At 68.2% G+C, this 21,102-nt stretch carries 21 protein-coding genes; 7 read left to right on the top strand and 14 right to left on the bottom strand.

Going from position 1 to position 21,102, the window contains the following annotated elements; translation table 11 throughout:
• Positions 1-27: 27 nt before the first annotated feature.
• The 3 genes from NI2_RS06110 to NI2_RS06100 form a co-directional block, all read right to left on the bottom strand.
• A complete protein-coding gene (locus NI2_RS06110) occupies positions 28-297 on the bottom strand; it encodes a hypothetical protein (RefSeq protein WP_067487234.1) in 270 nt (89 codons plus the stop codon).
• Entirely contained in the window at positions 290-841 is a 552-nt protein-coding gene (locus tag NI2_RS06105; RefSeq protein ID WP_067487231.1) for an RNA polymerase sigma factor, read from the bottom strand. The genes NI2_RS06110 and NI2_RS06105 overlap by 8 nt, the downstream gene beginning before the upstream one ends.
• A gap of 150 nt (positions 842-991) precedes the next feature.
• Complete coding sequence (locus NI2_RS06100) at positions 992-1,753, bottom strand: class I SAM-dependent methyltransferase (RefSeq protein ID WP_067487421.1); 762 nt, start codon at positions 1,751-1,753, stop codon at positions 992-994.
• 145 nt (positions 1,754-1,898) lie between these two features.
• On the opposite strand from NI2_RS06100, the gene NI2_RS06095 reads away from it, so the two are divergent.
• Entirely contained in the window at positions 1,899-2,786 is an 888-nt protein-coding gene (locus NI2_RS06095) for a ribonuclease Z (protein ID WP_067487228.1), read from the top strand.
• A 25-nt stretch (positions 2,787-2,811) separates the two neighbouring features.
• Here the strand turns inward: NI2_RS06095 and NI2_RS06090 are convergent, their stop codons facing one another.
• Positions 2,812-3,216: a hypothetical protein gene (locus NI2_RS06090; protein WP_133734045.1), complete on the bottom strand. Its 405-nt coding sequence runs from the start codon at positions 3,214-3,216 to the stop codon at positions 2,812-2,814.
• Between the two features lie 275 nt (positions 3,217-3,491).
• Between NI2_RS06090 and NI2_RS06085 the strand changes: the two genes are divergently transcribed.
• Entirely contained in the window at positions 3,492-5,153 is a 1,662-nt protein-coding gene (locus tag NI2_RS06085) for an ATP-binding cassette domain-containing protein (RefSeq protein ID WP_084476005.1), read from the top strand.
• Between the two features lie 21 nt (positions 5,154-5,174).
• Here the strand turns inward: NI2_RS06085 and NI2_RS06080 are convergent, their stop codons facing one another.
• Entirely contained in the window at positions 5,175-5,891 is a 717-nt protein-coding gene (locus NI2_RS06080; RefSeq protein ID WP_067487219.1) for a TetR/AcrR family transcriptional regulator, read from the bottom strand.
• Positions 5,892-5,999: 108 nt separating this feature from the next.
• Here NI2_RS06080 and NI2_RS06075 point away from each other — a divergent pair, with 108 nt between their 5' ends.
• Together NI2_RS06075 and NI2_RS06070 are read left to right on the top strand one after the other, a co-directional pair.
• Positions 6,000-7,472: an MFS transporter gene (locus NI2_RS06075; RefSeq protein ID WP_067487216.1), complete on the top strand. Its 1,473-nt coding sequence runs from the start codon at positions 6,000-6,002 to the stop codon at positions 7,470-7,472.
• Complete coding sequence (locus NI2_RS06070; protein WP_067487212.1) at positions 7,469-8,008, top strand: hypothetical protein; 540 nt, start codon at positions 7,469-7,471, stop codon at positions 8,006-8,008. Before NI2_RS06075 ends, NI2_RS06070 begins: the two co-directional genes overlap by 4 nt.
• 70 nt (positions 8,009-8,078) lie before the next feature.
• Here NI2_RS06070 and NI2_RS06065 read toward each other — a convergent pair whose 3' ends face one another.
• Together NI2_RS06065 and NI2_RS06060 are read right to left on the bottom strand one after the other, a co-directional pair.
• Positions 8,079-8,606, bottom strand: a complete 528-nt coding sequence (locus NI2_RS06065; RefSeq protein WP_067487208.1) for a DUF3145 domain-containing protein — start codon at positions 8,604-8,606, stop codon at positions 8,079-8,081.
• A 101-nt stretch (positions 8,607-8,707) separates the two neighbouring features.
• The gene (locus tag NI2_RS06060) at positions 8,708-9,523 is read right to left on the bottom strand and encodes a serine hydrolase domain-containing protein (RefSeq protein WP_067487205.1); all 816 of its coding nucleotides are present in this window, start codon (positions 9,521-9,523) and stop codon (positions 8,708-8,710) included.
• A 31-nt stretch (positions 9,524-9,554) separates the two neighbouring features.
• Between NI2_RS06060 and NI2_RS06055 the strand changes: the two genes are divergently transcribed.
• Positions 9,555-10,751 carry a serine hydrolase domain-containing protein gene (locus tag NI2_RS06055; protein ID WP_067487202.1) on the top strand — a complete coding sequence of 399 codons (1,197 nt, stop codon included), beginning with the start codon at positions 9,555-9,557 and terminating at the stop codon, positions 10,749-10,751.
• 90 nt (positions 10,752-10,841) lie between these two features.
• Here the strand turns inward: NI2_RS06055 and aztD are convergent, their stop codons facing one another.
• From aztD to aztB, 3 genes are read right to left on the bottom strand one after another with little or no spacing between them, the layout of a single operon-like run.
• Positions 10,842-12,002 (bottom strand): zinc metallochaperone AztD, encoded by a 1,161-nt coding sequence (gene aztD / locus NI2_RS06050; RefSeq protein WP_067487418.1) that lies wholly within the window; start codon positions 12,000-12,002, stop codon positions 10,842-10,844.
• Between the two features lie 23 nt (positions 12,003-12,025).
• On the bottom strand, positions 12,026-12,994 hold the full coding sequence (gene aztC / locus NI2_RS06045; RefSeq protein WP_243749923.1) for a zinc ABC transporter substrate-binding protein AztC: 969 nt from the start codon (positions 12,992-12,994) through the stop codon (positions 12,026-12,028).
• Positions 12,991-14,961, bottom strand: coding sequence for a zinc ABC transporter permease AztB (gene aztB / locus NI2_RS06040; RefSeq protein WP_067487200.1), 1,971 nt, complete (start codon positions 14,959-14,961; stop codon positions 12,991-12,993). Before aztB ends, aztC begins: the two co-directional genes overlap by 4 nt.
• A 48-nt stretch (positions 14,962-15,009) precedes the next feature.
• Here aztB and aztA point away from each other — a divergent pair, with 48 nt between their 5' ends.
• Positions 15,010-15,708: a zinc ABC transporter ATP-binding protein AztA gene (gene aztA, locus NI2_RS06035; RefSeq protein WP_067487195.1), complete on the top strand. Its 699-nt coding sequence runs from the start codon at positions 15,010-15,012 to the stop codon at positions 15,706-15,708.
• Here aztA and NI2_RS06030 read toward each other — a convergent pair.
• The 3 genes from NI2_RS06030 to NI2_RS06020 all read right to left on the bottom strand — a co-directional run bounded on the left by NI2_RS06030 (position 15,687) and on the right by NI2_RS06020 (position 18,557).
• Positions 15,687-16,817 carry an NDMA-dependent alcohol dehydrogenase gene (locus NI2_RS06030; RefSeq protein WP_067487192.1) on the bottom strand — a complete coding sequence of 377 codons (1,131 nt, stop codon included), beginning with the start codon at positions 16,815-16,817 and terminating at the stop codon, positions 15,687-15,689. The two genes, aztA and NI2_RS06030, sit on opposite strands and share 22 nt — an antisense overlap.
• 103 nt (positions 16,818-16,920) lie before the next feature.
• The gene (locus NI2_RS06025) at positions 16,921-17,445 is read right to left on the bottom strand and encodes a DinB family protein (RefSeq protein WP_067487189.1); all 525 of its coding nucleotides are present in this window, start codon (positions 17,443-17,445) and stop codon (positions 16,921-16,923) included.
• 71 nt (positions 17,446-17,516) lie between these two features.
• Positions 17,517-18,557 carry a phosphotransferase family protein gene (locus tag NI2_RS06020; RefSeq protein WP_067487187.1) on the bottom strand — a complete coding sequence of 347 codons (1,041 nt, stop codon included), beginning with the start codon at positions 18,555-18,557 and terminating at the stop codon, positions 17,517-17,519.
• A 39-nt stretch (positions 18,558-18,596) separates the two neighbouring features.
• On the opposite strand from NI2_RS06020, the gene pabB reads away from it, so the two are divergent.
• Complete coding sequence (pabB, locus tag NI2_RS06015) at positions 18,597-20,648, top strand: aminodeoxychorismate synthase component I (RefSeq protein WP_084476001.1); 2,052 nt, start codon at positions 18,597-18,599, stop codon at positions 20,646-20,648.
• Here the strand turns inward: pabB and NI2_RS34365 are convergent.
• Positions 20,645-21,085 (bottom strand): hypothetical protein, encoded by a 441-nt coding sequence (locus NI2_RS34365; RefSeq protein WP_084457409.1) that lies wholly within the window; start codon positions 21,083-21,085, stop codon positions 20,645-20,647. The genes pabB and NI2_RS34365 overlap by 4 nt on opposite strands.
• Between the last annotated feature and the right edge of the window lie 17 nt (positions 21,086-21,102).

The raw sequence follows: 21,102 nt of genomic DNA, 5'->3' as shown, positions 1-21,102 counted from the left end.
CGCGGCCCTTCGCATGGTCGGCGGGTACTACACGGTCGTCTTCGCGACCGTGAGCGTGCACTGCCCGTTGTCACAGGAGCGGCGGAGTCGCCCCCGGGAGAGGGTTTGGGCGAGGCCGATGGCCCAGCACATCGGGCATCCACGCAGCGCGACGAGGCCGACGGGTAGCAACAGCAGACTGATCGCACCGATGAGGGGCAGCAGGGCGATCGAGCCGATCAGCGCGCCGAAGCCTACGACCCCACGCGTCAAATGGCGAGGCAGTGACGCGCTGGCGAAGTCGGGTTGGTCAGACATTCTTCCCTCCGGGAGGTGGATCAGACTGGAGCGCTTGGCGCACCGACGCGCGGGCACGATGCAGGCGCGATTTCATCGCAGTGGTGCTGAGGCCTAGCGCGTCCGCGACGATGCGTCCGCTGAGGCCCTGGATATCGCGCATGATCAGGACCTGGCGCTGGTCGTCGGGCAGGGTGGCGACGGCTGCCGCCACTCTCGCCGCTTCCAGGCGACGCAACACTTCGTCCTCGGCGGAGGCCGTCACAGTGACTTCCGCCGGTGGGTGCTGCGGCCTGATCCGCGCCCGCCGCAGGCACTCGTTGCGCACGATCCGGAACATCCACGACGCCAGCGCACCCGAGGCCCGCAACATCCCGATCTTGCGATACAGGATGATGAGGGCTTCCTGGGCGGCGTCCTCCGCGTCTTCCGGTGTGGCACAGAGAGTTCGGGCGAAGCGCTGGATGTTCGGGTAGGAGCCCGACACCAGCGCGACGATCGAATCCACGTCCCCGTCGCGGGCGGAGACGATCAGTTCCGCGGCAGGCCAGCGCGAGTCAGTCACGCCCGGCCCGTTTGCGGCGCAGGGCGTACACGCACGTGCACATCAACACCAGGCCGACGACGATTCCGGTTCCGACAATCACAACAACCTCCGTTTCGTCCCCGCACGGTGCGCGGACACCTATAAGAGGTGCGAGACGCGAAAAAGGATTCACGGCCGTTTCGCGGTGACGATCCACGCTCGCGAATCGAACAACACGCCCTGGTCGGTTTCGTGCGCGACGAGCACCTCCCGCAGCCGCGCGCGGGCTCGCTCCCCCTCGGCGGGTTCGAGGTTGTCGAGAGAGGTCCGGAGTCCGTCGAGCAGGCGCAGGTTGCTGTAGGCGGCGTCGCTGTCGGCGCCCAGATACACCGGTTCGTGCACGTCAGCGAAGGCGATGTCGACGAAACCCGCTGCGGTCAGGACGGATTCGGCGACCCCGGGGTCAGCCAGCGAGAACGGGCCCGGCCCTGGCTTCGCCATCGATGCGACGAGATCGCTGCGGAACACCGTCACCCACTCGTTGTGCTCACTCCCTTGCCACACCATCACCACCAACCGCCCACCCGGCCGCAATGCCCGCCCGATATTGCGGAACGCCGCAACGGGATCGACGAAGAACATCACCCCGAACCGGCTGATACACAGATCGAACGCGCCGGCGGCGAAGGGATGACCCTGAGCATCGGCGACCTCGAACCCGACATTGCCAAGCCCCTCCTCCACACTGGTCCGCCGAGCCTGTTCGACCATCACCTCCGACACGTCGACCCCGAGCACCGCCCCCTCCACAGCGTCCCGCGCCGCCTCCCGCGTCGTACCGCCGGCGCCACACCCGATATCGAGCACCCGATCCCGCACCCCCACCCCCACCGCCGCCCGCAGATGCACATTGTGCAACCGCAACTCAGCGTCGTAATCGAACAGTTCCATCCCGACCTCCACCGAGTGTGCGTCCGGCACCATCACACCACCCGCGTCCGACCCCTGCGACCATCACCAGCGATTTGGCCGTCAACCGCCCGCACTGCCCACGAATCGACGTGACAGTGGTGGCGGGAGCGGCGAGGATGGGGCGATGTCGACACGGGAGTTGATCGTCCTCGGGACGGCGGGGGCGGTGCCGACTCGTCGCCGCAATCACAACGGGTATCTGTTGCGGTGGGATGGGCGGGGTGTGCTGTTCGACCCGGGTGAGGGGACGCAGCGGCAGATGGCGCATGCGGGGGCTTCGGCCACCGAATTGCACTGGTTGTGTGTGACCCATTTCCATGGGGATCATTCGCTCGGCGTGCCGGGGATCGTGCAGCGGCTGGGGCGCGACGGCGTTCCGCACGATGTGCACGCCGTGTTCCCGGCCGAGGGCATCGAGTACTGGGAGCGGCTGAGGTTCGCGACGAGCTACTACGGCTCGCCCAGCCTCGTCGAACACCCGGTGAGCGGTGCGGGAGAAACGTTGCAGGGCAATGGTTTCAGCCTGACCACCCTGCCGCTGTCGCACAGCATTCCCACCTACGGATACCGTCTGGCCGAACCGGACGGTCGCACATTCCTGCCCGAGAAATTGCGCGAACACGGGATCTCCGGTGCCGCCGTGCGCAAGCTGTCGGGCCCATTGCTCGAGGAGTGTTCGGCGCCGAGACCGGGCCAGAAGGTCGCCTTCGTGATGGATACCCGCCTGTGCGACAACGTCTTCGAGCTGGCGGCCGATGTGGACATGCTCATCATCGAATCCACCTTCCTGGATTCCGAAACCGAGCAGGCGCACGAACGCGGGCATCTCACCGCACGTCAGGCCGGCGAGGTCGCTCGTGCGTGTGGGGTGAGAACACTTGTGCTCACCCACTTCTCGGAGCGCTACACCGCCGCCGACGATCGAACGTTCCTGGAGCAGGCCGACTTTCCCGCCGCCGTCCTCGCCCAAGACCTCGATCGCGTCCCCCTTCCGGCCCGCCGCACCTCATGAACGGCGGATCCGGAAGGCGGCCCTGTTAGAAGCTGCCGGTCGAAGGCATCGAGCTAGGCACGTTCACGGTGACGAGTTCGGAGAACGCGAACTCGGCACCGTTGACGCACCCACCGCGCGCGGTGATCGTGGAACCGGGCTCGAGCCCCTCGAGCGAGGTGGTGACCGTTTCGCCTGCATCGGCCAGCGACTCCGGCGAACCGTTACCGAAGAACGCGTGGTTGTTCTCGGGTCCGATCCCGGCCTCGGCCCAGCACTGCCCCCGGTCGTTCGGGTTGTGCAGGGTGGCGGTGACGGTGCCCGCGGCGGTGCCGGTGAAGGTCACCTCCGGGGCGACGAACGGCGTCGCCGCACCGGCGGGTGCAATGGACCCGAAGGCCACGGTGGCCGAGGCGGCCAGTACGAAAGCTGCGGAAATTCGTCTGTTCATCACACGTTTGATGGTGCCGCACAACAGTTTTCGGCACAAGGAAACCGGTGCCACCACAACTGGGGTCTGGCCGTGCCGGAAATCTCGTTGGCAGCGCGGGCACGGATGGGTATCGTCGCTGACGTGTATACAGGCACCGCGATGATGAAGCCCTGGTCGCTCCGCTGACGGCGGCGACCGGCATTCCATCCCTCTTCTGACGCCGCCGTCCCGGGTCATCCGCCGGGCGGTGTCCTTGCGCTGCCCGGCTCCTTTCTCGAGCCGCGGAGTTCTCTGTGCCTACTTCTCCTTCTCTGCCCGCTGGTGCGCATGCCCATATCCGGGCAGCATCCATCCACGTCACGCTCGGTTCACGTCCGGTGCTGGCCGATGTCTCCGTCACCGTCTCCGCACGTTCGCGCTTGGCGATCGTCGGCGAGAACGGGCGTGGCAAGACCACCTTGCTGCATGTTCTCGCCGGTCTGCTGAACCCTGACAGCGGTTCGGTCAGCCGGGTCGGCACCGTCGGCGTCGCCGAGCAGAACATCACCGTTCGCGCGGGCGAGACGGTCGGCGATCTGGTCGCCGAAACCGTCGAACCGGCCCAACGTGCCCTGCGCGATCTGGACGCCGCCACCCTGCTGCTCACCGAGGACGCACCGGGCGCCGACGACGCCTACGCCGCGGCCCTGGATACCGCGACCAGACTCGACGCCTGGGATGCCGAACGGCGCGTCGACATCGCCCTGGCCGCCTTGAACGCCTGCACCGACCGATCCCGCCCGCTGTCGACATTGTCGGTGGGACAACGCTATCGGGTCCGCCTGGCCTGCCTGCTCGGCGCGACCAACGACATCCTGCTCCTGGACGAACCGACGAACCACCTCGACCGCGCGGGCCTCGACTTCCTCACCGACCGCCTGCGTGCCCACCCCGGCGGCCTGGTTGTCGTCAGCCACGACCGCGCACTGTTGCGCGCGGTCGCCGAGGAGTTCCTCGATCTCGACCCGAGCCCCGACGGCCGCCCTCAGCTTTTCGCCGGTGGTTATGCCGGTTGGCAGGAGGGCAGACGCCGTGCCCGAGACCGCTGGGAACACGACTACGAAGCACAACTCGCCGAGCGCGCACGACTGCGGGAGGCGGTGGACGGTGCCCGGGACCGGCTCAGCACCGGGTGGCGTCCGGACAAGGGCCACGGCAAGCATCAGCGTCAATCACGAGCCCCCGGCCTGGTCCAGATACTGAAACGCCGTCAGTCAGACCTCGAAGCCCACACCATCACGGTGCCGGAACCCCCACTGCGCCTGCGCTTTCCAGAACTCCCGCTCCGCCGAGGAACACCGGCACTGCGGTGCGAAGGCATCACCGTCCCCGGCCGCCTGAACGCACCGATCGACCTGACTCTCAACGCAGGCGACCGCCTCCTGATCACCGGCCCCAACGGCGCGGGCAAATCCACCCTCCTCGCGGCCCTGGCCGGAACGCTTGCCCCAGCCACGGGTGCTGTCCATCCCCACAGCACGACGCGCATCGCGCTACTCGGACAGGAAGTACCCGAATGGGACCCCACCGCGACAGCGGGCGACGTCTACGCCCGGCACGCCCCGGACGGCGCCCGCTCCCTGACCAGCTTCGGCCTGCTGGAGAAACGAGCACACCGCACGCCCCTCGGTCGACTCTCACAGGGCCAGCAACGCCGCCTCCACCTGGCCATCGAATTGGCCGCCGACCCCACGGTCCTGCTCTGCGACGAACCGACGAACCACCTTTCGACGGCCCTGGTAGACGACCTGACCACCGCCCTCACGACCACCCCCATAACCGTCGTGATCGCCACTCACGACCGTCAGATGCTCGCCGACCTGGCGGATTGGCCACGCCTGCGACTACCCGACGCGGCCGGCGAGGAGGTGCCCGACCCACCGCATCGACACGCGATACGGGTCGAGGCGCAATGACCCTGACCCGCCGGCGACATCTCAGCGGGGCAGTTTCGTGGCGATGCCGTCGAGCAAGCAGTCCAGCCCGAAACGGAACTGCCACTCGGCGGTGTCCTGGTTGGACCCGCCGACGAGGTAGTCGACCAGGTGGGGGTGGCGGCCGGTGGCGGTGAGTTCGGCCATGTAGGGGTGGTAGGCGCTGCGGACGTCGTCGTCACTGGTCCAGCCGCGGCGCGCCATCGACTGGCGTTGGGCGACCTCTGCGGCGGCCGCGCCGTGGGTGAAAGCGGTGACACCCGCGAGCATCGCCATTTTCGCGTCGACATCGGCATCGACTGTGTCCATGGAGGCGAGGACCTGCTCGGCGATGTCGGCCATGCGCGGGGTGAGTACGCCGGGCAGGCGCGCGAAGATCTGCACGAGCCAGGGGTGACGCAAGGTGATCTCGCGGACCTGTTCGGCATAGGCCCCCAACGTTTCTCGCCAGTTGCCCGCCGTTGCGGGCAGGGTGATGTCGGCGTGGACGGTGTCAACCATCAGTTCGAAGAGGTCGTCCTTGCCGGAGATGTAGCGGTAGGGCGCCATCGCGGTGACGCCTAGGTGCTCGGCGAGCTTGCGCATGGACAGGGCGTCGAGACCGTGCAGGTCGGCCATTTCGACGGCGGCGGCCGCGAGGCGGTCATGGCTCAGCGGAGCGCGTTGCTCGGTGGGCGACCGACCGAGTCGCTCCCAGATGGTCCCATCCGCTTTCGCCAAGGCTCACTCCTTCGGGGTCGCTGTCCGGCCCACCCTAACAGCCTTGTGTACACCGCAATCTCAGGTCTACGTTGTACACACAGTCTACGACGTACACAGGAGTTGGGCATGTCGATCGAACCCGCCACCACCATGGAAAAAGGTCCTCCCACCCGGATATTCGCCGCGATGAGCGGGCTGGTCATCGCCTTCCTCGTCGCCAATCTCGACTTCACCATCGTCGGCACCGCGCTGCCCGCCATCGCGGGTGAACTGGGTGGGCTCGCGGATCTGTCGCTGGTCGTCACCTCGTTCGCGCTCACCACGGCGGTGACCACACCGATCTGGGGCAAACTCGGCGACCTCTACGACCGCAAGAACGTCTTCATCGCCGCGTTCACGATCTTCCTGATCGGGTCCGCGTTGTGCGGGGCGGCCCGGAACATGCCGCAGCTCATCGGGTTTCGCGCGCTTCAGGGGCTGGGCGCGGGTGGGTTGCTCGTCGGCGGGATAGCGATCGTCGGCGTGCTGTTCCCGCCGCGACAGCGGGCGAAGGTGCAGGGGCTGATGGCGATCATCATGCCGCTCGCCATCGTGAGCGGGCCGCTGATCGGCGGGTGGTGCGCCGACAGCATCGGCTGGCGGTGGGCGTTCTACCTGAACCTGCCGCTCGGCGCGGTGGCCTTGATCCTGCTGGTCACGCAGCTGCGGTTGCCGCCGAGCACCCGGGATTCCGTGCGCGTGGACGTGGTCGGGATGGCGGCGCTCGGCGTGTGCATCGTCGGTATCACCGTGCTCGCCTCGGCAGGCGGCCGCACGTGGGCGTGGGCCTCGCTTCCGGTGCTGCTGCTGTTGCTGGTCACGACTGCCTGTGCGGTGTTCTTTCTGCGCTGGGAGCGGCGGGCGAGCGATCCTGTGGTTCCGCCGACGCTGTTCGGCCACCGAAACTTCACGATCGCCGTGGTGCTCGGATTCCTCAGCGGCCTGGTGATGTTCGGCGCGGTGACGTTCCTACCGCTCTATCAGCAGATCGCGCAGGGTCGTTCAGCCACCGGATCCGGGCTGCTCATGCTGCCGTTGCTCGGCGGGATGCTGGTCGTGGCTCCCCTGGTCGGAGCGGCGGTATCGAGAAGCGGGCGGTTCCGGGTGTATCCGGTCGTCGGCGCGGCGGCGATGACCCTCGGCATGGCCGTGCTTGCGTCACTGGATGTCGACAGTGGATGGTTGCCGGTGGTCGCCGGAATGCTGGCGACGGGTGGAGGCATGGGGTGTTTCATGCAGCTCACCGTTGTCATCGCGCAGAACAGTGTCGGCCTCGACGACATCGGCGCGGCCGGCGCCACCGCCATGCTGGCCCGCAATCTCGGTAATTCCCTCGGCATTTCCCTGCTCGGCGCACTCTACGCACGACACCTGACCGGGCTGCCCGACCTCGAGCACCCCGATCTCACGACCCTGCCCGAACCGGTCCGCGACGCCCTGCGCGCCCCGGTCACCGCGGGCGTCACCGATGTCTTCCTGGCAGCGGGTCTGTGCGCTGCCCTCGCCTTCGTCGTCGCCTGCTTCCTGCGCGACGACCGCACCGATATGGAGCAACGATGAACCACCCCGATCTCGCCGGTATCGTCCTCGCCCGCCACCAGGTCGACGACCCCGAACACCAGCAATTCATGGCGGCACGGCTCGCCGAACGCGACCTCCCACCCGGGCTGGCCGCCGTCATCGTTCTCCTCGACCTGCGCGGCACCGCCGTACTCACCCAGGAACTCTGGACGATCCCACCCACCGCCACCACCGTGTTCCGCCCCCGCCACAGCCTGATCTTCGACCCCGACGGCGCCTCCGACTGCACGGTCGTCACCACCTTCACCTTCCCGACCGACCGTGATGCCGCGGCCTGGACCGATCTCCTCGCCGAAGCACTCCGGTCCCACCCCGCCGAAGGCCTCCTCGCCCAGCGCCTCTCGACGCACGGCGATTCGGTCCTCAACTGCTCCGACTGGACCGCCCCGGCAGCGCATCAGGCCTTCATCGAGAACACCCCGGACACAGCCGCATGGCACCGAGTGAGCAACTATCCCGGCCTCACCCACGGTCCCGGCGCACGCTGCCGCGTCTACCGCCCCGGCGAGTTCTGATCGAAGACGCTGTGGGACAAGGTGTGCGGCGGTCTCGGCACAGAGGCCGGAATACGGGAAGGAATGGCGCTCAGCCGACGTGGCGGCGCAGCCAGGTGACTTCGGCGCCCGTGCAGTCGGTGCCCTGACGGAAGGCTTCGAGGTCTTCGTCCCAGGCGGTGCCGAGGGCGCGGTCGATTTCGGCGCCGAGGTCGAAGGTGCTCAGTTCCGTGGCGGCTTGGAGGAGGGCGCGTAATCGCATCTCGCCGAGCATCACGTCGCCGTTGGCGCCGGTGGAGCCGTGCCAGAGGCCGAGGGCGGGAACGAAACTGTAGCGTTCGCCGTCCACGCCTTCGCTGGGGTCCTCGGTGACTTCGAACCGCAGGACCGGCCAGGCACGCAACGATTGGGCTATCCGGGCGGCCGTTCCGACGGGGCCGATCCAGTCGCCGCTGGCGCGCAGCTGTCCGTCGGCGGGCTGCGCGGTCCAGCGCAGTTTCGCCGGCGTGGACAGCGCGGTAGACAGTGCCCATTCGATGTGCGGGCACAACGCGGCGGGCGAGGAGTGGATGTAGACCACACCTGCCGTCGCGTCAGCGAACTGACTCGATGCGCGCACTACCAACACCTCCAGCCTCGACAAGGAGCGTCTTCCCCAACGGTCCGTCGGACTGGTGTGGTGCGAGTGTAGGCGAAGCGAGCGATGTTGCGGGTGTTACCTCACTGCGTGTTATGTGTCTCTGCGATCACGGAATCACTAAATTTCGGCCACGCGGTTCTTGCCCAGTCGCCGAAATTCTCGTCGCTCAAACCGATCGTAGCTACCCCTATTTCGGGGTCGACCCACAGGAACGTCCCGGACTGACCGAAGTGCCCGTAGGTGCGCGGCGAATTGGAATGACCGGTCCAGTGCGGGGTTTTCCCGTCGCGGATTTCGAAGCCGAGACCCCAGTCGTTGGGCCGCTGGGAGCCGTATCCGGGCAGTACTCCGTCGCGGTCGGGGAATTGCACGGAGGTGGCCTCGTCGAGTGTTTGCCGAGATATCAATTCGGGTGTCAGCAACTCGGTGGCGAATAGCGTCAGGTCACGGAGGCTAGCGCGTCCGGCATGCCCCGCCGACCCTTCCAGAACCGCGTCGCGCATGCCGAGTGGTTCGAATACCGCCTCGTGCAGATAGTCCGGAAAGTGGATGCCCGTGCTTTCGGTGAGGAAATCGGCGAGTAGTTCGAATCCGGCACTCGAGTAGATGCGTCGGGCACCCGGTTTCGCGATCACCTCCGGTGTGGCGAAGGCCACACCGGAGGTGTGGGCCAGCAGATGCCGCACGGTCGATCCGGGCGGGCCCGCGGGCTGATCCAGTTCGATCGCGCCCTCCTCGACGGCGACCAGAGCCGCGTAGGCGACGAGGGGCTTGGTGACCGAAGCCAACCGGAACACCCGGTCGAGTTCACCGGTGGTGTCGACCCCGTCGACGGTGACCACGGCGGCCGTGGCGTGCGCCACCGGCCACTGCTGAACCTGCTCCAACGAACGCATATCCGGCAGCGTAGCTACGATCGACGACACCATGAGTCCCGCACCATCAGTTCACGGCGACGTGGCGGCCGGCTTCGGCCCTGTCGCCGATGCTTTCCGCCGCAATTTCACCTCCCACGGCGAGATCGGCGCCGCCGTCGCGGTCTACGCGGGCGGCGAACCGCTGGTCGACCTGTGGGCGGGCCATCGCGACCGCGCGCGTGCGGTTCCCTGGGAGCGCGACACGATAGTCCCGGTGTTCTCGTCCTCGAAGGGCATGTCGGCGTTCACCATCGCCACCGCCGTCTCGCGCGGACTCCTCGACTACGACGCCCCGGTCTCGAAGTACTGGCCGGAGTTCGCCGCGCACGGCAAGGACCGGATCACCGTGCGCCAGCTGATCGATCACCAGGCCGGCCTGTCGGGCCTGGACCGGATCGTGAAGCTGAGCGAACTCGGTGACCGCGAGAGCCTGGCCGACCTGCTCGCCGCTCAGAAACCGAGGTGGGAACCGGGCACCCGGCACGGCTATCACGCGTTGACTCTCGGCCTCTACCAGAGCGAATTGCTGCGCCGCGTGGATCCGACGGGGCGCAGTCTCGGTCGCTTCTTCGCCGAGGAGATCGCGGCACCGGTGGGCGCCGACCTGTTCATCGGACTGCCCGAAGACGAGTCCCTGGGCCGCGTCGCCCAGCTGTCGGCGACCAAGGGCCTCGACATCCTGCGCTACGAACTCGCCGACATCCCGCTGCGTATCGGCGCCGAGGTGTACGCCAAACGTGGGCATTCCTATGCGGCGCTGACCAATCCGCGCCCCGGCGCGCCCGCCCGCGCCACTCGTCGCGAATTCCTCGGCATCGAATGGCCCGGCATGAACGGCGTCGGCAACGCCCGCGCGCTGGCCCGCGTCTACGGCGCGGCGGCCGGACGCACCGGCGCGCTCCCCCTCAGCGACGCCGTCCTCGACCTACTCGCCGCCCCGACCGTCGACTCCGTCCCCGCCGCCGATCTGGTTCTGCACACCAAGAGCCGCTACCACCTGGGTTTCCGCAAATCGCGCGGATGTTTCCGCTTCGGCTCCGACAAACGCGCCTACGGCACAACCGGCCTCGGTGGCTCCTTCGGATTCGCCGATCCCACAACAGGTCTCGGCTTCGGCTACACCATGAACCGTCTCGGCATGGCCATCCTCGACGACGTCCGCAGCCGCAACCTCCGCACCGCCGTCCTCGACTGCGCCACACGCTGAACCTGGACAGACGATCGCCACGCTCTGGTGGCGGCATCGGTCGAGAGCCGAACGCCACGAGAGCGTGGTGATCTTGATCGCGAGCATCCGCTAGTGGGCGGAGACCCCGTTGATCTCGTTGGGCGCGGCGGGGAGGGTCACCGACTGGGTGATCTTGCCCTCGGCGAGGTCGACGCGGTGGACCTGCTTGGTCGCCGGTTCGGTGACGTAGGCGATGCCGTCACGAACGTAGAGCGTCGGGCGCGCGTCCTGCCATTCGAGCGGTTCCTGCCAGGCACCGGTCACCGGGATCGTGCGGGTGACCGCGCCCGCGACCGGGTCGATGACGTGGAGCTTGCCGTCGGTACCGAGCACGAGCGCCTCACCCTGCGGGCCGCGGCCCAGCGAACGGAAGGAGTAGCTGGTGCCGATGTCGACCAGGCGCAGGCTGCCGTCGGCGGTGTTCACCAGCGAGATCTTGGTCGGCCGTTCGAGTTCGGCCTCCTTGTCCTGCTTGTAGTCACCGAGCACGATCGGGGAGGCTTCGCTGCCCGACATGTTGCCGATGCGGCCGTAGGGGGCCGGGCTGGTCACCTTGGTGATCTTGCCGTCGCGGTAGACCACGGCACCGGTCTGGCAGCCGACCACCACGGCCTCGTTCTGGGCGGTGGCCTCACCGTGAACACCGGGGCAGTCCTCGTTGCGGGCGATCTCCTTGCGGTCGGAGTCGAGGGCGACCAGGCCCACCCGCGCATCCTCGGTCCCGAGGGTGACCAGCAGGTTCCCGTTGCTCAGTTCGACGGCGACACCGTGGTGGGCGGCGGCCGCCTTGTACACCTCGGTGGGCTTGCCGCTGTCGATCTTGTCGGTGTCGACGACGGTCACCTCACCGGTTCCGTCGGCGAACAGCACGGTCTTGCCCGCGTGTCGCACGACGTGGCCGGGCTTGCTCGCGGCGTACTCGGTGCCGGTGAATTCCGCCTTGTGGGCGTCGAACACCCGGAAGCTGTCCTTGACGGTCACCATCAGGTGGTCGTCGTCGCCCGCGGGGTTGAGCCGGTTGAAGCCCTCGAGCTTCACCTCGCCTTCCTGGGCGAGCGTCAGGCCGTCGAGGACGTAGATGCCGCCGTCGTAGGTGAGGGCGATCGGTTCGGCGCCCGGGGCGTGGTCGTGGGTTTCGACGTCGTCGCTACCGCAACCGCTGAGCGCTACCACCGAGGCGAGCGCCCCGGACATGGCCACCATCGTGGTGGCCCGTGACCGACTGTGCATGTCGTGCTCCATCTCTTGTTGAATTACGTTGTCGGCCCGGATAAACCGCGGGCGATGGCCTCGGTGTTGGCGCGCGCCATCTCGAGATAGGTCGCGGCGCCGCCGCCTGGTTCGGTGAGCGATTCGGTGTGCAGGGCGGCGACCTGCACCTGCAGGCCCGCATGCTCGGCCAGGACACGCGAAAGGCGGTCGGGCGCGGCCGAATCGGCGAAGATCGTGTGCACCCCGGCGGTGCGGATGGCGGTGGCGAGGTCGTCGAGATCCGAGGCGCTCGGGGACGCGAGGGTGGTGCCGCTGGGGATGACGGCGCCGATCACGGTGAACCCGAATCGCTGTGCGAGATAACCGAAGACGTGGTGGTCGGTGACCAACTGCCTGCGTTCGGGCGGGATCGCCGCGAACCGGTCGGTCATCCACCGGTCCAGTTGGTCGAGTTCGCTCACGTAGCGGGCGGTGTTGGCGCGCACGGTCTCGGCGTCGATGCCGTCGACCCGCGTGATGACTTCGGCGCTGATCGCCTCGACGGCTTTGCGTACCCGCGCCGGGTCGGTCCAGAAATGCGGGTCGGGCTGACCGGCGGATTCGTCCGAGGTGTAGGTGATCGGGTCGGTCCGCTCGGCCACCGCCAGCGTCGGCACACCTGCCGAGGCGGCGGCCTGCACGTGCCGGGCCACGCCTTCCTCGAGCCCGAGGCCGTTGTGCACCACCAGCGCGGATCGCTCGATATCGGCGGCTTGACGTGCGGAGATGCCGAACGAATGCGGATCGGTCCCCGCTTGCATCAGCACCGTCACCTCGGCGGTGTCGCCGACGACGGCCTTGGTCAGATCACCGAGGATGTTGGTGGTCACCATGATTCCGCTGCGGTCGCCGCCGGTGCCGCACGCGGTGATCGACGCGAGGAGCGCGATCACGACGAGCGCCAGACCCACGCCGCGAGGAGCGCCCCGGAAACCGTCGGTGCGGTTGCCGATTCGTGCTTCGTGACTCACAGGCCCGTCTCCACCATCAGTCCGGGCGCGATATCCGAGGGGAACGTGCGCGCGATTCGGAGGTTGTCGTTGTAGGCGACCTCGAGCACGGCTCGGCCGCTGAGGTCGTTGATGTAGGCACGGTTCGGGTCGACCTGAATCACCGGTCCACCCTCGACCGGACCGGTCAGTGCGACACGTGCGGTCTCCGAACCGGTTTCGGGGTCGAGGCCGTGCAGCACACCGTCACGGGTGAGGACGAGCACCGCGGACCCCTCACCGGCCGTGTTCACCGCGACCGCGTCGGCGATCGGGGTGTGCTTCCACGTCTTCTTGCGGACGTCGAGAGTCCATACCCCGGTGCGTCCGGCGAGCGCGGTCAGCGTCGTGCTGCCGGGCCGATGGGTGAACGCGGTCGCTCGATCGGCAGGCTCGGGGTAGGTGATCTTCTCCGCGACGAACGCGCCGTCACGCTGGGCGACGACCACAGCGCCGTCCGCACAACCGAACACAGCTCCACGCCGGGTCACGGCCTGACCGCGCGGCTGCGGGCACGCCGCATCCAGCGACTCACCGGCCGACCCGTCACGCCCGCGCACCTCCACTCGTCCCGTGCCGTCGGCGACGATCAGCTTCTCGCCGTACGGCAGCGCGATGCCGTCGATCCGGTCCGGATCGCGAATCTGCCCGTCACCGAGCGCGACCCGATCGAACACCAGCGTGGCGCCGGATTCGAGCACCACCGCGGACACCGCTGGATCACCGTGTGCGGCAACAACTCCGCCGGATGCCGCGATGCTGCCGACTTCACGCACCGGGGCGCTGTAGTAGTGGCGGTGATCGGCGTGGTCGACGGTCCATCCTCCGCTGTCGACCACCCGCACCGATCCACCGGCGCTCAGGAATCCGAACCGACCGTCGCCGACCAGGGCCGAGCCCTCTGGCGCAGCGGTATTCTCGCGTCCGGCGAGCGTGGTGACCTGCTCGGTCAGCAGATCGATCACCCGGATGTCACCGGTGGCCGGATCACTCACGACCAGCCGGGTCTGCGCCTCGCTCATCTCCTCTGCCCCGGCGACATACCCGTGCGGCGGCTCCCCGACGATCACCGGTTCGGTCGCGGCACACCCGGCCACCGACACCGCGGCCAACGCGGCGACACCTACCTTCCCGAACCGCTCCCGCAGCACCGAGACGACCGCCGACACGAAGAACGACCCGACCGCGACGGCGGCGATCGTCGCCCCGGCCGCCGTACCCGCGTGCCACGAGACGACAAGCCCGGCAGCGGTGGAGAACCCGCCGATCAGGGCGGCGAGCGCCATCACCACCGGGATCCGGTCCGACCAGTACACGGCGGCGGCGGGCGGCGCGATGAGCAGCCCGAACACCAGCAGCGTGCCGACCACATGGAAGGAGGCGACGATGGCCAAGGTCACCAGACCGACGAGCGCGACGTGCGCCGCCTTCGGGTGCAACCCGAGCGTGTGCGCCTTGCGCGAATCGAAGGTCAGCGCGACGAAAGCCCGGTGCCCGAGCACTGCCACGACCAGCGCGAGCCCGACGGCGGCAACGAGATACCACAGGTCGACGGTGCGCACCGCGAGCACGTCACCGAACAGGAATCCGGTGAGGTCGACGGCGAAGGACTGCGACCGCGACACGATGATCACACCGGCCGCGAGCATCCCGACGAACAGCAACCCGATCGCGGTATCGGCCGCGAACCGCTTGCTCCGCGACAGCACCGACACACCGAAAGCCATTGCGGTGCAACTGATCGCGGCGCCCACGATCAGATTGCCGCCGAGCAGCGCCGCCACCGCCACACCGGGCAGCATGCCGTGCGCCATCGCGTCACCGAGAAAAGCCATGCCGCGCACCACCACCCACGTTCCGGCGAGGGCGCACACGCAGGACACCAGCAGCCCGCCCCACAGCGCCCGCTGCACGAATGCCACCTCGAACGGGGCGATCAGCCACTCCATGGCAACGGACGATATACTGAAAACGATTATCGTTTCAAACGAGGTGAGATGCAACACACAGCAGACCCGGCGATCCGCATCGAGGACGTCACCGCGGGTTACGGCCGCACGCCCGTGCTGTCAGAGGTGACGGCGTCGGTCCCGCGCGGACAGGTGACCGCCATCGTCGGACCCAACGGTTCGGGGAAGTCGACGCTGCTCGGCGTCTTGGCGGGAACGGTGCCCCTCCGGTCGGGCGCGGTGCACCGCGATACATCCCGGCGACCGGCATTCGTGGTGCAGCACACCGCGATTCCCGCGGCGCTACCGATGACGGTGCGCGAGGCGGTGGCGATGGGGCGCTGGGCGCATCGGGGATTGTGGCGGCGACTCACAAAGGCCGACCGCGAGATCGTGCGGGCCTGCCTGGAGCGGATGGACCTCACCGCCCTGGCGACACGGCGCCTCGACACGCTCTCGGGCGGTCAGCGCCAGCGCACACTTCTGGCCCAGGCGTTGGCGCAAGAATCCGATCTGGTCCTGCTCGACGAGCCGGCGACCGGACTGGACGACGCCGCGCGCGCCGAGATCTCGGGTGCGCTCACCGAGATCGCGGCCGGTGGGGTCACCGTGGTGCAGGCAACCCACGACCCGGCCGAGGCGGCACGCGCCGATCATTGCCTGCAGTTGCGCGACGGCAGGATCCTCGCCGGGGGCACACCCGGCGAGGTACTGGGAATCGTCGGTTACCAGTCGGCTTCGGTGTAGCGGATGATGCCGCGAATGTTCTTGCCGTCGAGCATGTCCCGGTAGCCCTGGTTGATCTCCTCGAGGGAGTAGCTGCGGGTGACCATGTCGTCGAGATTGAGCTGACCGGCCTTGTACAGCGACAGCAGCCGCGGCGCGTCCTGGCGGGCGTTGCCGCCGCCGAAGATGCAGCCCTTCACCGTCTTCTGCAGCATCGAGAGCAGGAAGCTGTTCATCTTCACCTCGCCCGCGTCCATGCGGCCCATGGAGGTGACGACGAGCGTGCCCGCCTTGCCGGTGAGGATCAGACCCTCCTCGATGTAGTCGCCGTGCATCTCACCCATGGTGAGGATGACCTTCTCGGCCATCCGGCCCTCGGTGGCATCCATCAGCGGCATGATCGCGGCGGCCATGCTCTCGTAGGTGTGCGTGGCGCCGAACTTCTGCGCCTGCTCGCGCTTCCACGGATTCGGGTCGATGGCGACGACCTTCGACGCACCGCTGAGCACCGCACCCTGCAGCGCGCTCATCCCGACACCGCCGATGCCCGCGATCACCACGGTCTCGCCGGGCTGCACCTGCGCTACATGGGTGGACGAGCCGAAGCCGGTCGGCACGCCGCACCCGACCAGGCAGGCCACCTCGAACGGGATGGTCGGGTCGATCTTGACCACCGAGGTGTGGTGCACCGTCATGTAGGGGGCGAAGGTGCCGAGCAAACACATCGGGATGACGTTCTCGCCGCGCGCCTGGATGCGGTACGTGCCGTCCGAAATCGCCTGTCCCATCAGCAATCCCGCACCCAGGTCACACAGCGCCATATTCCCGGACACACACGACGGACAGCGTCCGCAGGCCGGGATGAACGAAAGGATGACGTGGTCGCCCACCGCCAGATCGCTCGGGCAGTTCGGCCCGAGCTTGGTGATCACACCCGCGCCCTCGTGGCCACCCATCACCGGGTAGCCGGGCATCGGCGTGGCACCGGTGACGATGTGGTGATCGGAGTGGCACATGCCCGCCGTTTCCATGCGGATCTGCACCTCCCCCGACACGGGGTCGCCGACCTCGATCTCCTCGACCGACCATTCCTGGTCGACGCCCCACAGGATCGCGCCCTTCGTCTTCATTACGATCGACCTCTCGCCAAGCAGTGCCTCGTTGTGACTGCTCCCACCCTACGAACTTTCGGCCGATTCTGGAACACGTTCTAGAAATCTGGTGAAGATTTCTCTATCCGCGCACGTCGTGGACGTGGTGCTCGAGGTCGTGCAGGAAGTATCGGCCCAGCGAGGCCACGGTGAACAGCGATCCGTCGCTGCGGGCACCTCGCCAGTCGAGCCGATCCGAGGGCGCGGCGGCGAAGGCGGCGGCCACCTGTTCGGCAGCGGCGGACAGCTCTTGCGCGACCGCCGCCGGGTCCTGCTCGTTGTAGCGGTCGGCGACGGCGGTGGCGTCCTGATCCCAGTTCGCGAACCGCGGCGCCGTCGCACCGTCACCGCCCAGCATCAGCGCGAGCCGGGTGTCGAAGATCCGGCAGACATCGCGCACGTGGGCGGCGTATTCGAGGACCGACCAGGTCTGCGCGTCGGGCCGCACGCGCGCGTCGTCGCGGTCCAGCGCCGAGGCGATGTGGGCGGCAGCGGCGCGCGCCCGGTCGGGCACCTGCTCGAACGCGATCGATGCGGCGTCGTATCCGCATTCGGCGCAGGGCTTTTCGAGGACCCAGGTCCAGTCCTTGGTATCAGGCACGATCATGCCGCCAAGGCTATGGCGTCGCAATCTTGACGTCCATTGATATTCAGCCAATGATCGTCGAGATCCGGGCATCAATCGATGAGCTTGCGCGCCTTCTCGAACAGTTCGAGGGTCACCGCGTGCAGGAAGTCGCCCACCTGCTTGGGTGCTTTGCCCGCGAAAGCCCTGGCGTGGGTGCCTTCGAGCACGATGCCGAGTTTGAAGCAGGCCAGCACCTCGTACCAGGTGACGGCGCGCAGGTCGCGGTCGGAGAATTCGGCGTAGTGCCGGATCATCTCCTCGGGTGTCGGCAGGCCGCCGACGGTGCCGAGGGTGCCCATCAGCCCGGCGCCGACGGTGCCGGGTTCGGGGCGGGTCGCCAGCTGCCAGCCGAGGTCGAGCAGCGGGTCGCCGATGGTCGACATCTCCCAGTCGACCATGGCCGCCACCTCGTGGCCGTCGTAGTCGAACATCATGTTGGCCAGGTGGCAGTCGCCGTGCATGATGCCCGGCGACGGGTCGGCGGGACGGTTGCGGTCGAGCCAGTCACCGACGCGCTCCACGTCGGGGATCTGCGGGCCCGGGTAGCCCTCGTTGGCGGCGTAGGTGTCGAGTTCGCGCAGCCAGCGCGGCACCTGACGTTCGAGGAAGCCCTCGGGGCGGCCGTAGTCGGCCAGGCCGAGCGCCAGGTAGTCGACCGTGCCGAGGCGCGCGATGGCCTCGATCGCCGACAGCCCCATCCGCCTGCGGATCTCCGGGTCGTTCGCATGCAGGTCGGGCAGCTCGGTCTGCGGATTGAAGCCGCGGATGGGTTCCATCAGGTAGAAGACCGCGCCGAGAACCGAGGGGTCGGTGCAGGCGGCGATCACCCGCGGGGCGCGGATCTCGGTGCCGTCCAGCGCGGTGAGCAGGCGGGATTCGCGGGCGATCACCTCGTTGCTCTTGGCCCGCAGGTGTTCGGGTCCGCGACGCAGGACGTATTCGCGGCCGCCCCGGGTGAAGCGGATCATGATGTTCTGGGTGCCGCCGCCGATCGGGCTGACCTCCCCGATCGTGTCGCCGGGTAAGCCCTGCTCGTCCATCCAACGTCCGAGCGCCACGAGATCCGGTTGCGAAACAGCCATGGCGCACATTCTGCCCCGAACCGCGTCCGGCGTAGGGTTTTGGCCACGATGCGCACGCTGTTGATCGATAACTACGACTCGTTCACCTACAACCTCTACCAGCTCATCAGTGAGGTCAACGGGAGCGAGCCCGTCGTCGTGCGCAACGACGAGGTGGGCAGCGTGGGCGAACTGGGCCTCGACCGATTCGACAATGTCGTGATCTCGCCGGGACCGGGGCGTCCCGATCGGGCCAGGGACATGGGTATTTCGACGGCGGTGCTCGAGCAGGCCGAGCTTCCGCTACTCGGGGTGTGCCTCGGACATCAGGGCATCGTGATCGGGGCGGGTGGACAGGTCGGTCGCGCACCCGAGGCACGGCACGGGTATCTCGATCGGGTCGCCCACGACGACCGGGACCTGTTCGCGGGGTTGCCGCAGGACTTCACGGTGGTGCGCTACCACTCGCTGGCGGCGCTGCGACCGCTGCCCGACGTGCTCGAGGTGACGGCGACGACGGGCGACGGTGTGGTAATGGGTGTGCGGCACCGTGAGCGGCCGCAGTGGGGTGTGCAGTTCCATCCGGAGTCGGTGTCGAGCGAGTTCGGGGCGGCGCTGTTGCGCAATTTCGCCGATCTCACCAAGGCGCGGACCCCGGTGGCCGCGCCGGTCGTCGTGCGTGGCCCCGAGGTACCGTCGGATCCGCCGACGAGACGGTTCGTGCTGCGGCACAAGGTGATCGAACGGGCGATCGATACCGAGGCGATCTTCCTGCGTTGCTACGGCGACTCGGCGACCGCGTTCTGGCTCGACAGCGAACACGTCGAACCGGGTCTGGACCGATTCTCCTTCCTCGGCGACGCGGCGGGACCGCACGCCGAGATCGTCGGGTACCGGGTCGGCGACGGCGCCGTCACGGTGACGGATGGCGCGGGCACCCGGACCGTCGCGGGCACCGTACTCGACTACCTGGACCGCGAACTGCGTGCCAGGCACTGCGAAACACCGTTGCTGCCTTTCGATTTCGCGGGCGGTTATGTCGGTTATCTCGGCTACGAGGTGAAGGCCGACTGCGGAGCGCGGGCCGTGCACCGCTCCCCCACCCCGGACGCGCAGTGGATTTTCGCCGACCGGCTGGTCGTGGTCGACCATGTGGCGGGCCGCACCCATCTGCTCGCTCTCGTCGATCCGGGTAGCGACGCGGCGGGTGCGGATTGGCTCGGTGCCACCGAATCCGCCCTCGCCGACCTGCCGACCTGGAAGAACCCCGTCGACCTGCGCGTGCGCGCCGATCCCGACGCCGTCGAGGCGCATCTCGTGCGTGGCCGCGACCGCTACCTTGCCGATATCGCGGTATGCCAGGAGCGCTTACACGCGGGTGAGTCCTACGAGATCTGCCTGACCGATGCGGTCGCGGTCGCGGCGGGCGAGGACGACGGCCTGGCCTTCTACCGCCGCCTGCGCCGCTGCAATCCCGCGCCTTACGCCGCCTATCTGCGGTTCGACGGTCTCGAGGTGGCGTGCTCGTCGCCGGAACGGTTCCTCAAGGTCGACCGGGACCGGGTGGTGGAGAGCAAGCCGATCAAGGGCACCGCACCGCGTGGCCGGACACCCGCCGAGGATGCGCGGTTGCGTGACGCGCTGGCCGCCGATCCGAAGACGCGCGCCGAGAACCTGATGATCGTCGACCTGTTGCGCAACGATCTCGGGCGCGTGTGCGAGGTCGGTTCGGTGCACGTCCCCGCGCTCATGGTCACCGAAACCTATTCCACCCTGCACCAATTGGTGTCGACAGTCCGCGGCACCCTGCGTCCGGGGGCGGGTGTGGTCGACTGCGTGCGCGCCTGTTTCCCTGGAGGGTCGATGACCGGGGCGCCGAAACTGCGCACCATGGAAATCCTCGACGAGCTGGAAACCCGGGCGCGCGGGATCTATTCGGGCACCATCGGCTTCCTCGGGCTCGGCGGGACCGCCGACCTCAATATCGTCATCCGCACCGCCGTGCGCCACGACGACGAGTGGACCATCGGCGCAGGCGGGGCGATCGTGCTCGATTCCGACGCCGAGGACGAGTACGCCGAGATGGTCCTCAAGGCCGCGGCGACCTTCCGCGCTCTCTAGCGACGTCGGCGCTTCTCCGGTTCCGGTGGTGGTTCCTCGCCGCCGCGCCCGGTGAACCGGCCGATCAAGCCCACGCCCGGCAGTTTCGCGAGGGCGCCGAACAGGTCCTCACCCAGCGAGATCATCGCCTCGAGGCGGGGCAGCAACCGGTCGTAGGTGGCGAACACCGGGTCGGCGAGGGCGAGCGTGCGGTCGAGGCGGTCGATGGTGCTGTTGAGCCGGTCGACCGCGATCGACAGGTTCTCCACCAGATCCGGCAGCTGCGCGGCGAGTTGCGCCGAGGCCGGTGGCAGCCGCACCGCCGCGTCGAAGGCGTATCCCGCCGTCTGCTGCGCCGCGTCGATGGCCTGCCCCGCCGCCGACTGTGCCGCGCCGACCGCCGCCTGCGCCGCCGACAGCAGCTCGGCGCCCGGCACCCTGCGCGCCTGCGGCGGCACCGGTGGTGGTTGCGGCG

The sequence above is a fragment of the Nocardia ignorata NBRC 108230 genome, assembly GCF_001612905.1.
GTDB classification, from domain to species: domain Bacteria; phylum Actinomycetota; class Actinomycetes; order Mycobacteriales; family Mycobacteriaceae; genus Nocardia; species Nocardia ignorata.
Note: the sequence above shows the minus strand (reverse complement) of the source record. Positions and strands in the feature narration are given on the sequence as shown.

Excerpts from the sequence above, each read along its gene's own strand:
- NI2_RS06075 (WP_067487216.1), top strand. The coding sequence starts at position 6,000 with ATGTCGATCGAACCCGCCACCACCATGGAAAAAGGTCCTCCCACCCGG.
- NI2_RS06095 (WP_067487228.1), top strand. The coding sequence starts at position 1,899 with ATGTCGACACGGGAGTTGATCGTCCTCGGGACGGCGGGGGCGGTGCCG.
- aztB (WP_067487200.1), bottom strand. The coding sequence starts at position 14,961 with ATGGAGTGGCTGATCGCCCCGTTCGAGGTGGCATTCGTGCAGCGGGCG.
- NI2_RS06070 (WP_067487212.1), top strand. The coding sequence starts at position 7,469 with ATGAACCACCCCGATCTCGCCGGTATCGTCCTCGCCCGCCACCAGGTC.
- NI2_RS06020 (WP_067487187.1), bottom strand. The coding sequence starts at position 18,557 with ATGTGCGCCATGGCTGTTTCGCAACCGGATCTCGTGGCGCTCGGACGT.
- aztA (WP_067487195.1), top strand. The coding sequence starts at position 15,010 with ATGCAACACACAGCAGACCCGGCGATCCGCATCGAGGACGTCACCGCG.
- aztD (WP_067487418.1), bottom strand. The coding sequence starts at position 12,002 with ATGCACAGTCGGTCACGGGCCACCACGATGGTGGCCATGTCCGGGGCG.
- pabB (WP_084476001.1), top strand. The coding sequence starts at position 18,597 with ATGCGCACGCTGTTGATCGATAACTACGACTCGTTCACCTACAACCTC.
- NI2_RS06055 (WP_067487202.1), top strand. The coding sequence starts at position 9,555 with ATGAGTCCCGCACCATCAGTTCACGGCGACGTGGCGGCCGGCTTCGGC.
- NI2_RS06025 (WP_067487189.1), bottom strand. The coding sequence starts at position 17,445 with ATGATCGTGCCTGATACCAAGGACTGGACCTGGGTCCTCGAAAAGCCC.
- NI2_RS06030 (WP_067487192.1), bottom strand. The coding sequence starts at position 16,817 with ATGAAGACGAAGGGCGCGATCCTGTGGGGCGTCGACCAGGAATGGTCG.
- NI2_RS06090 (WP_133734045.1), bottom strand. The coding sequence starts at position 3,216 with ATGAACAGACGAATTTCCGCAGCTTTCGTACTGGCCGCCTCGGCCACC.
- NI2_RS06060 (WP_067487205.1), bottom strand. The coding sequence starts at position 9,523 with ATGCGTTCGTTGGAGCAGGTTCAGCAGTGGCCGGTGGCGCACGCCACG.
- NI2_RS06110 (WP_067487234.1), bottom strand. The coding sequence starts at position 297 with ATGTCTGACCAACCCGACTTCGCCAGCGCGTCACTGCCTCGCCATTTG.
- NI2_RS06100 (WP_067487421.1), bottom strand. The coding sequence starts at position 1,753 with ATGGAACTGTTCGATTACGACGCTGAGTTGCGGTTGCACAATGTGCAT.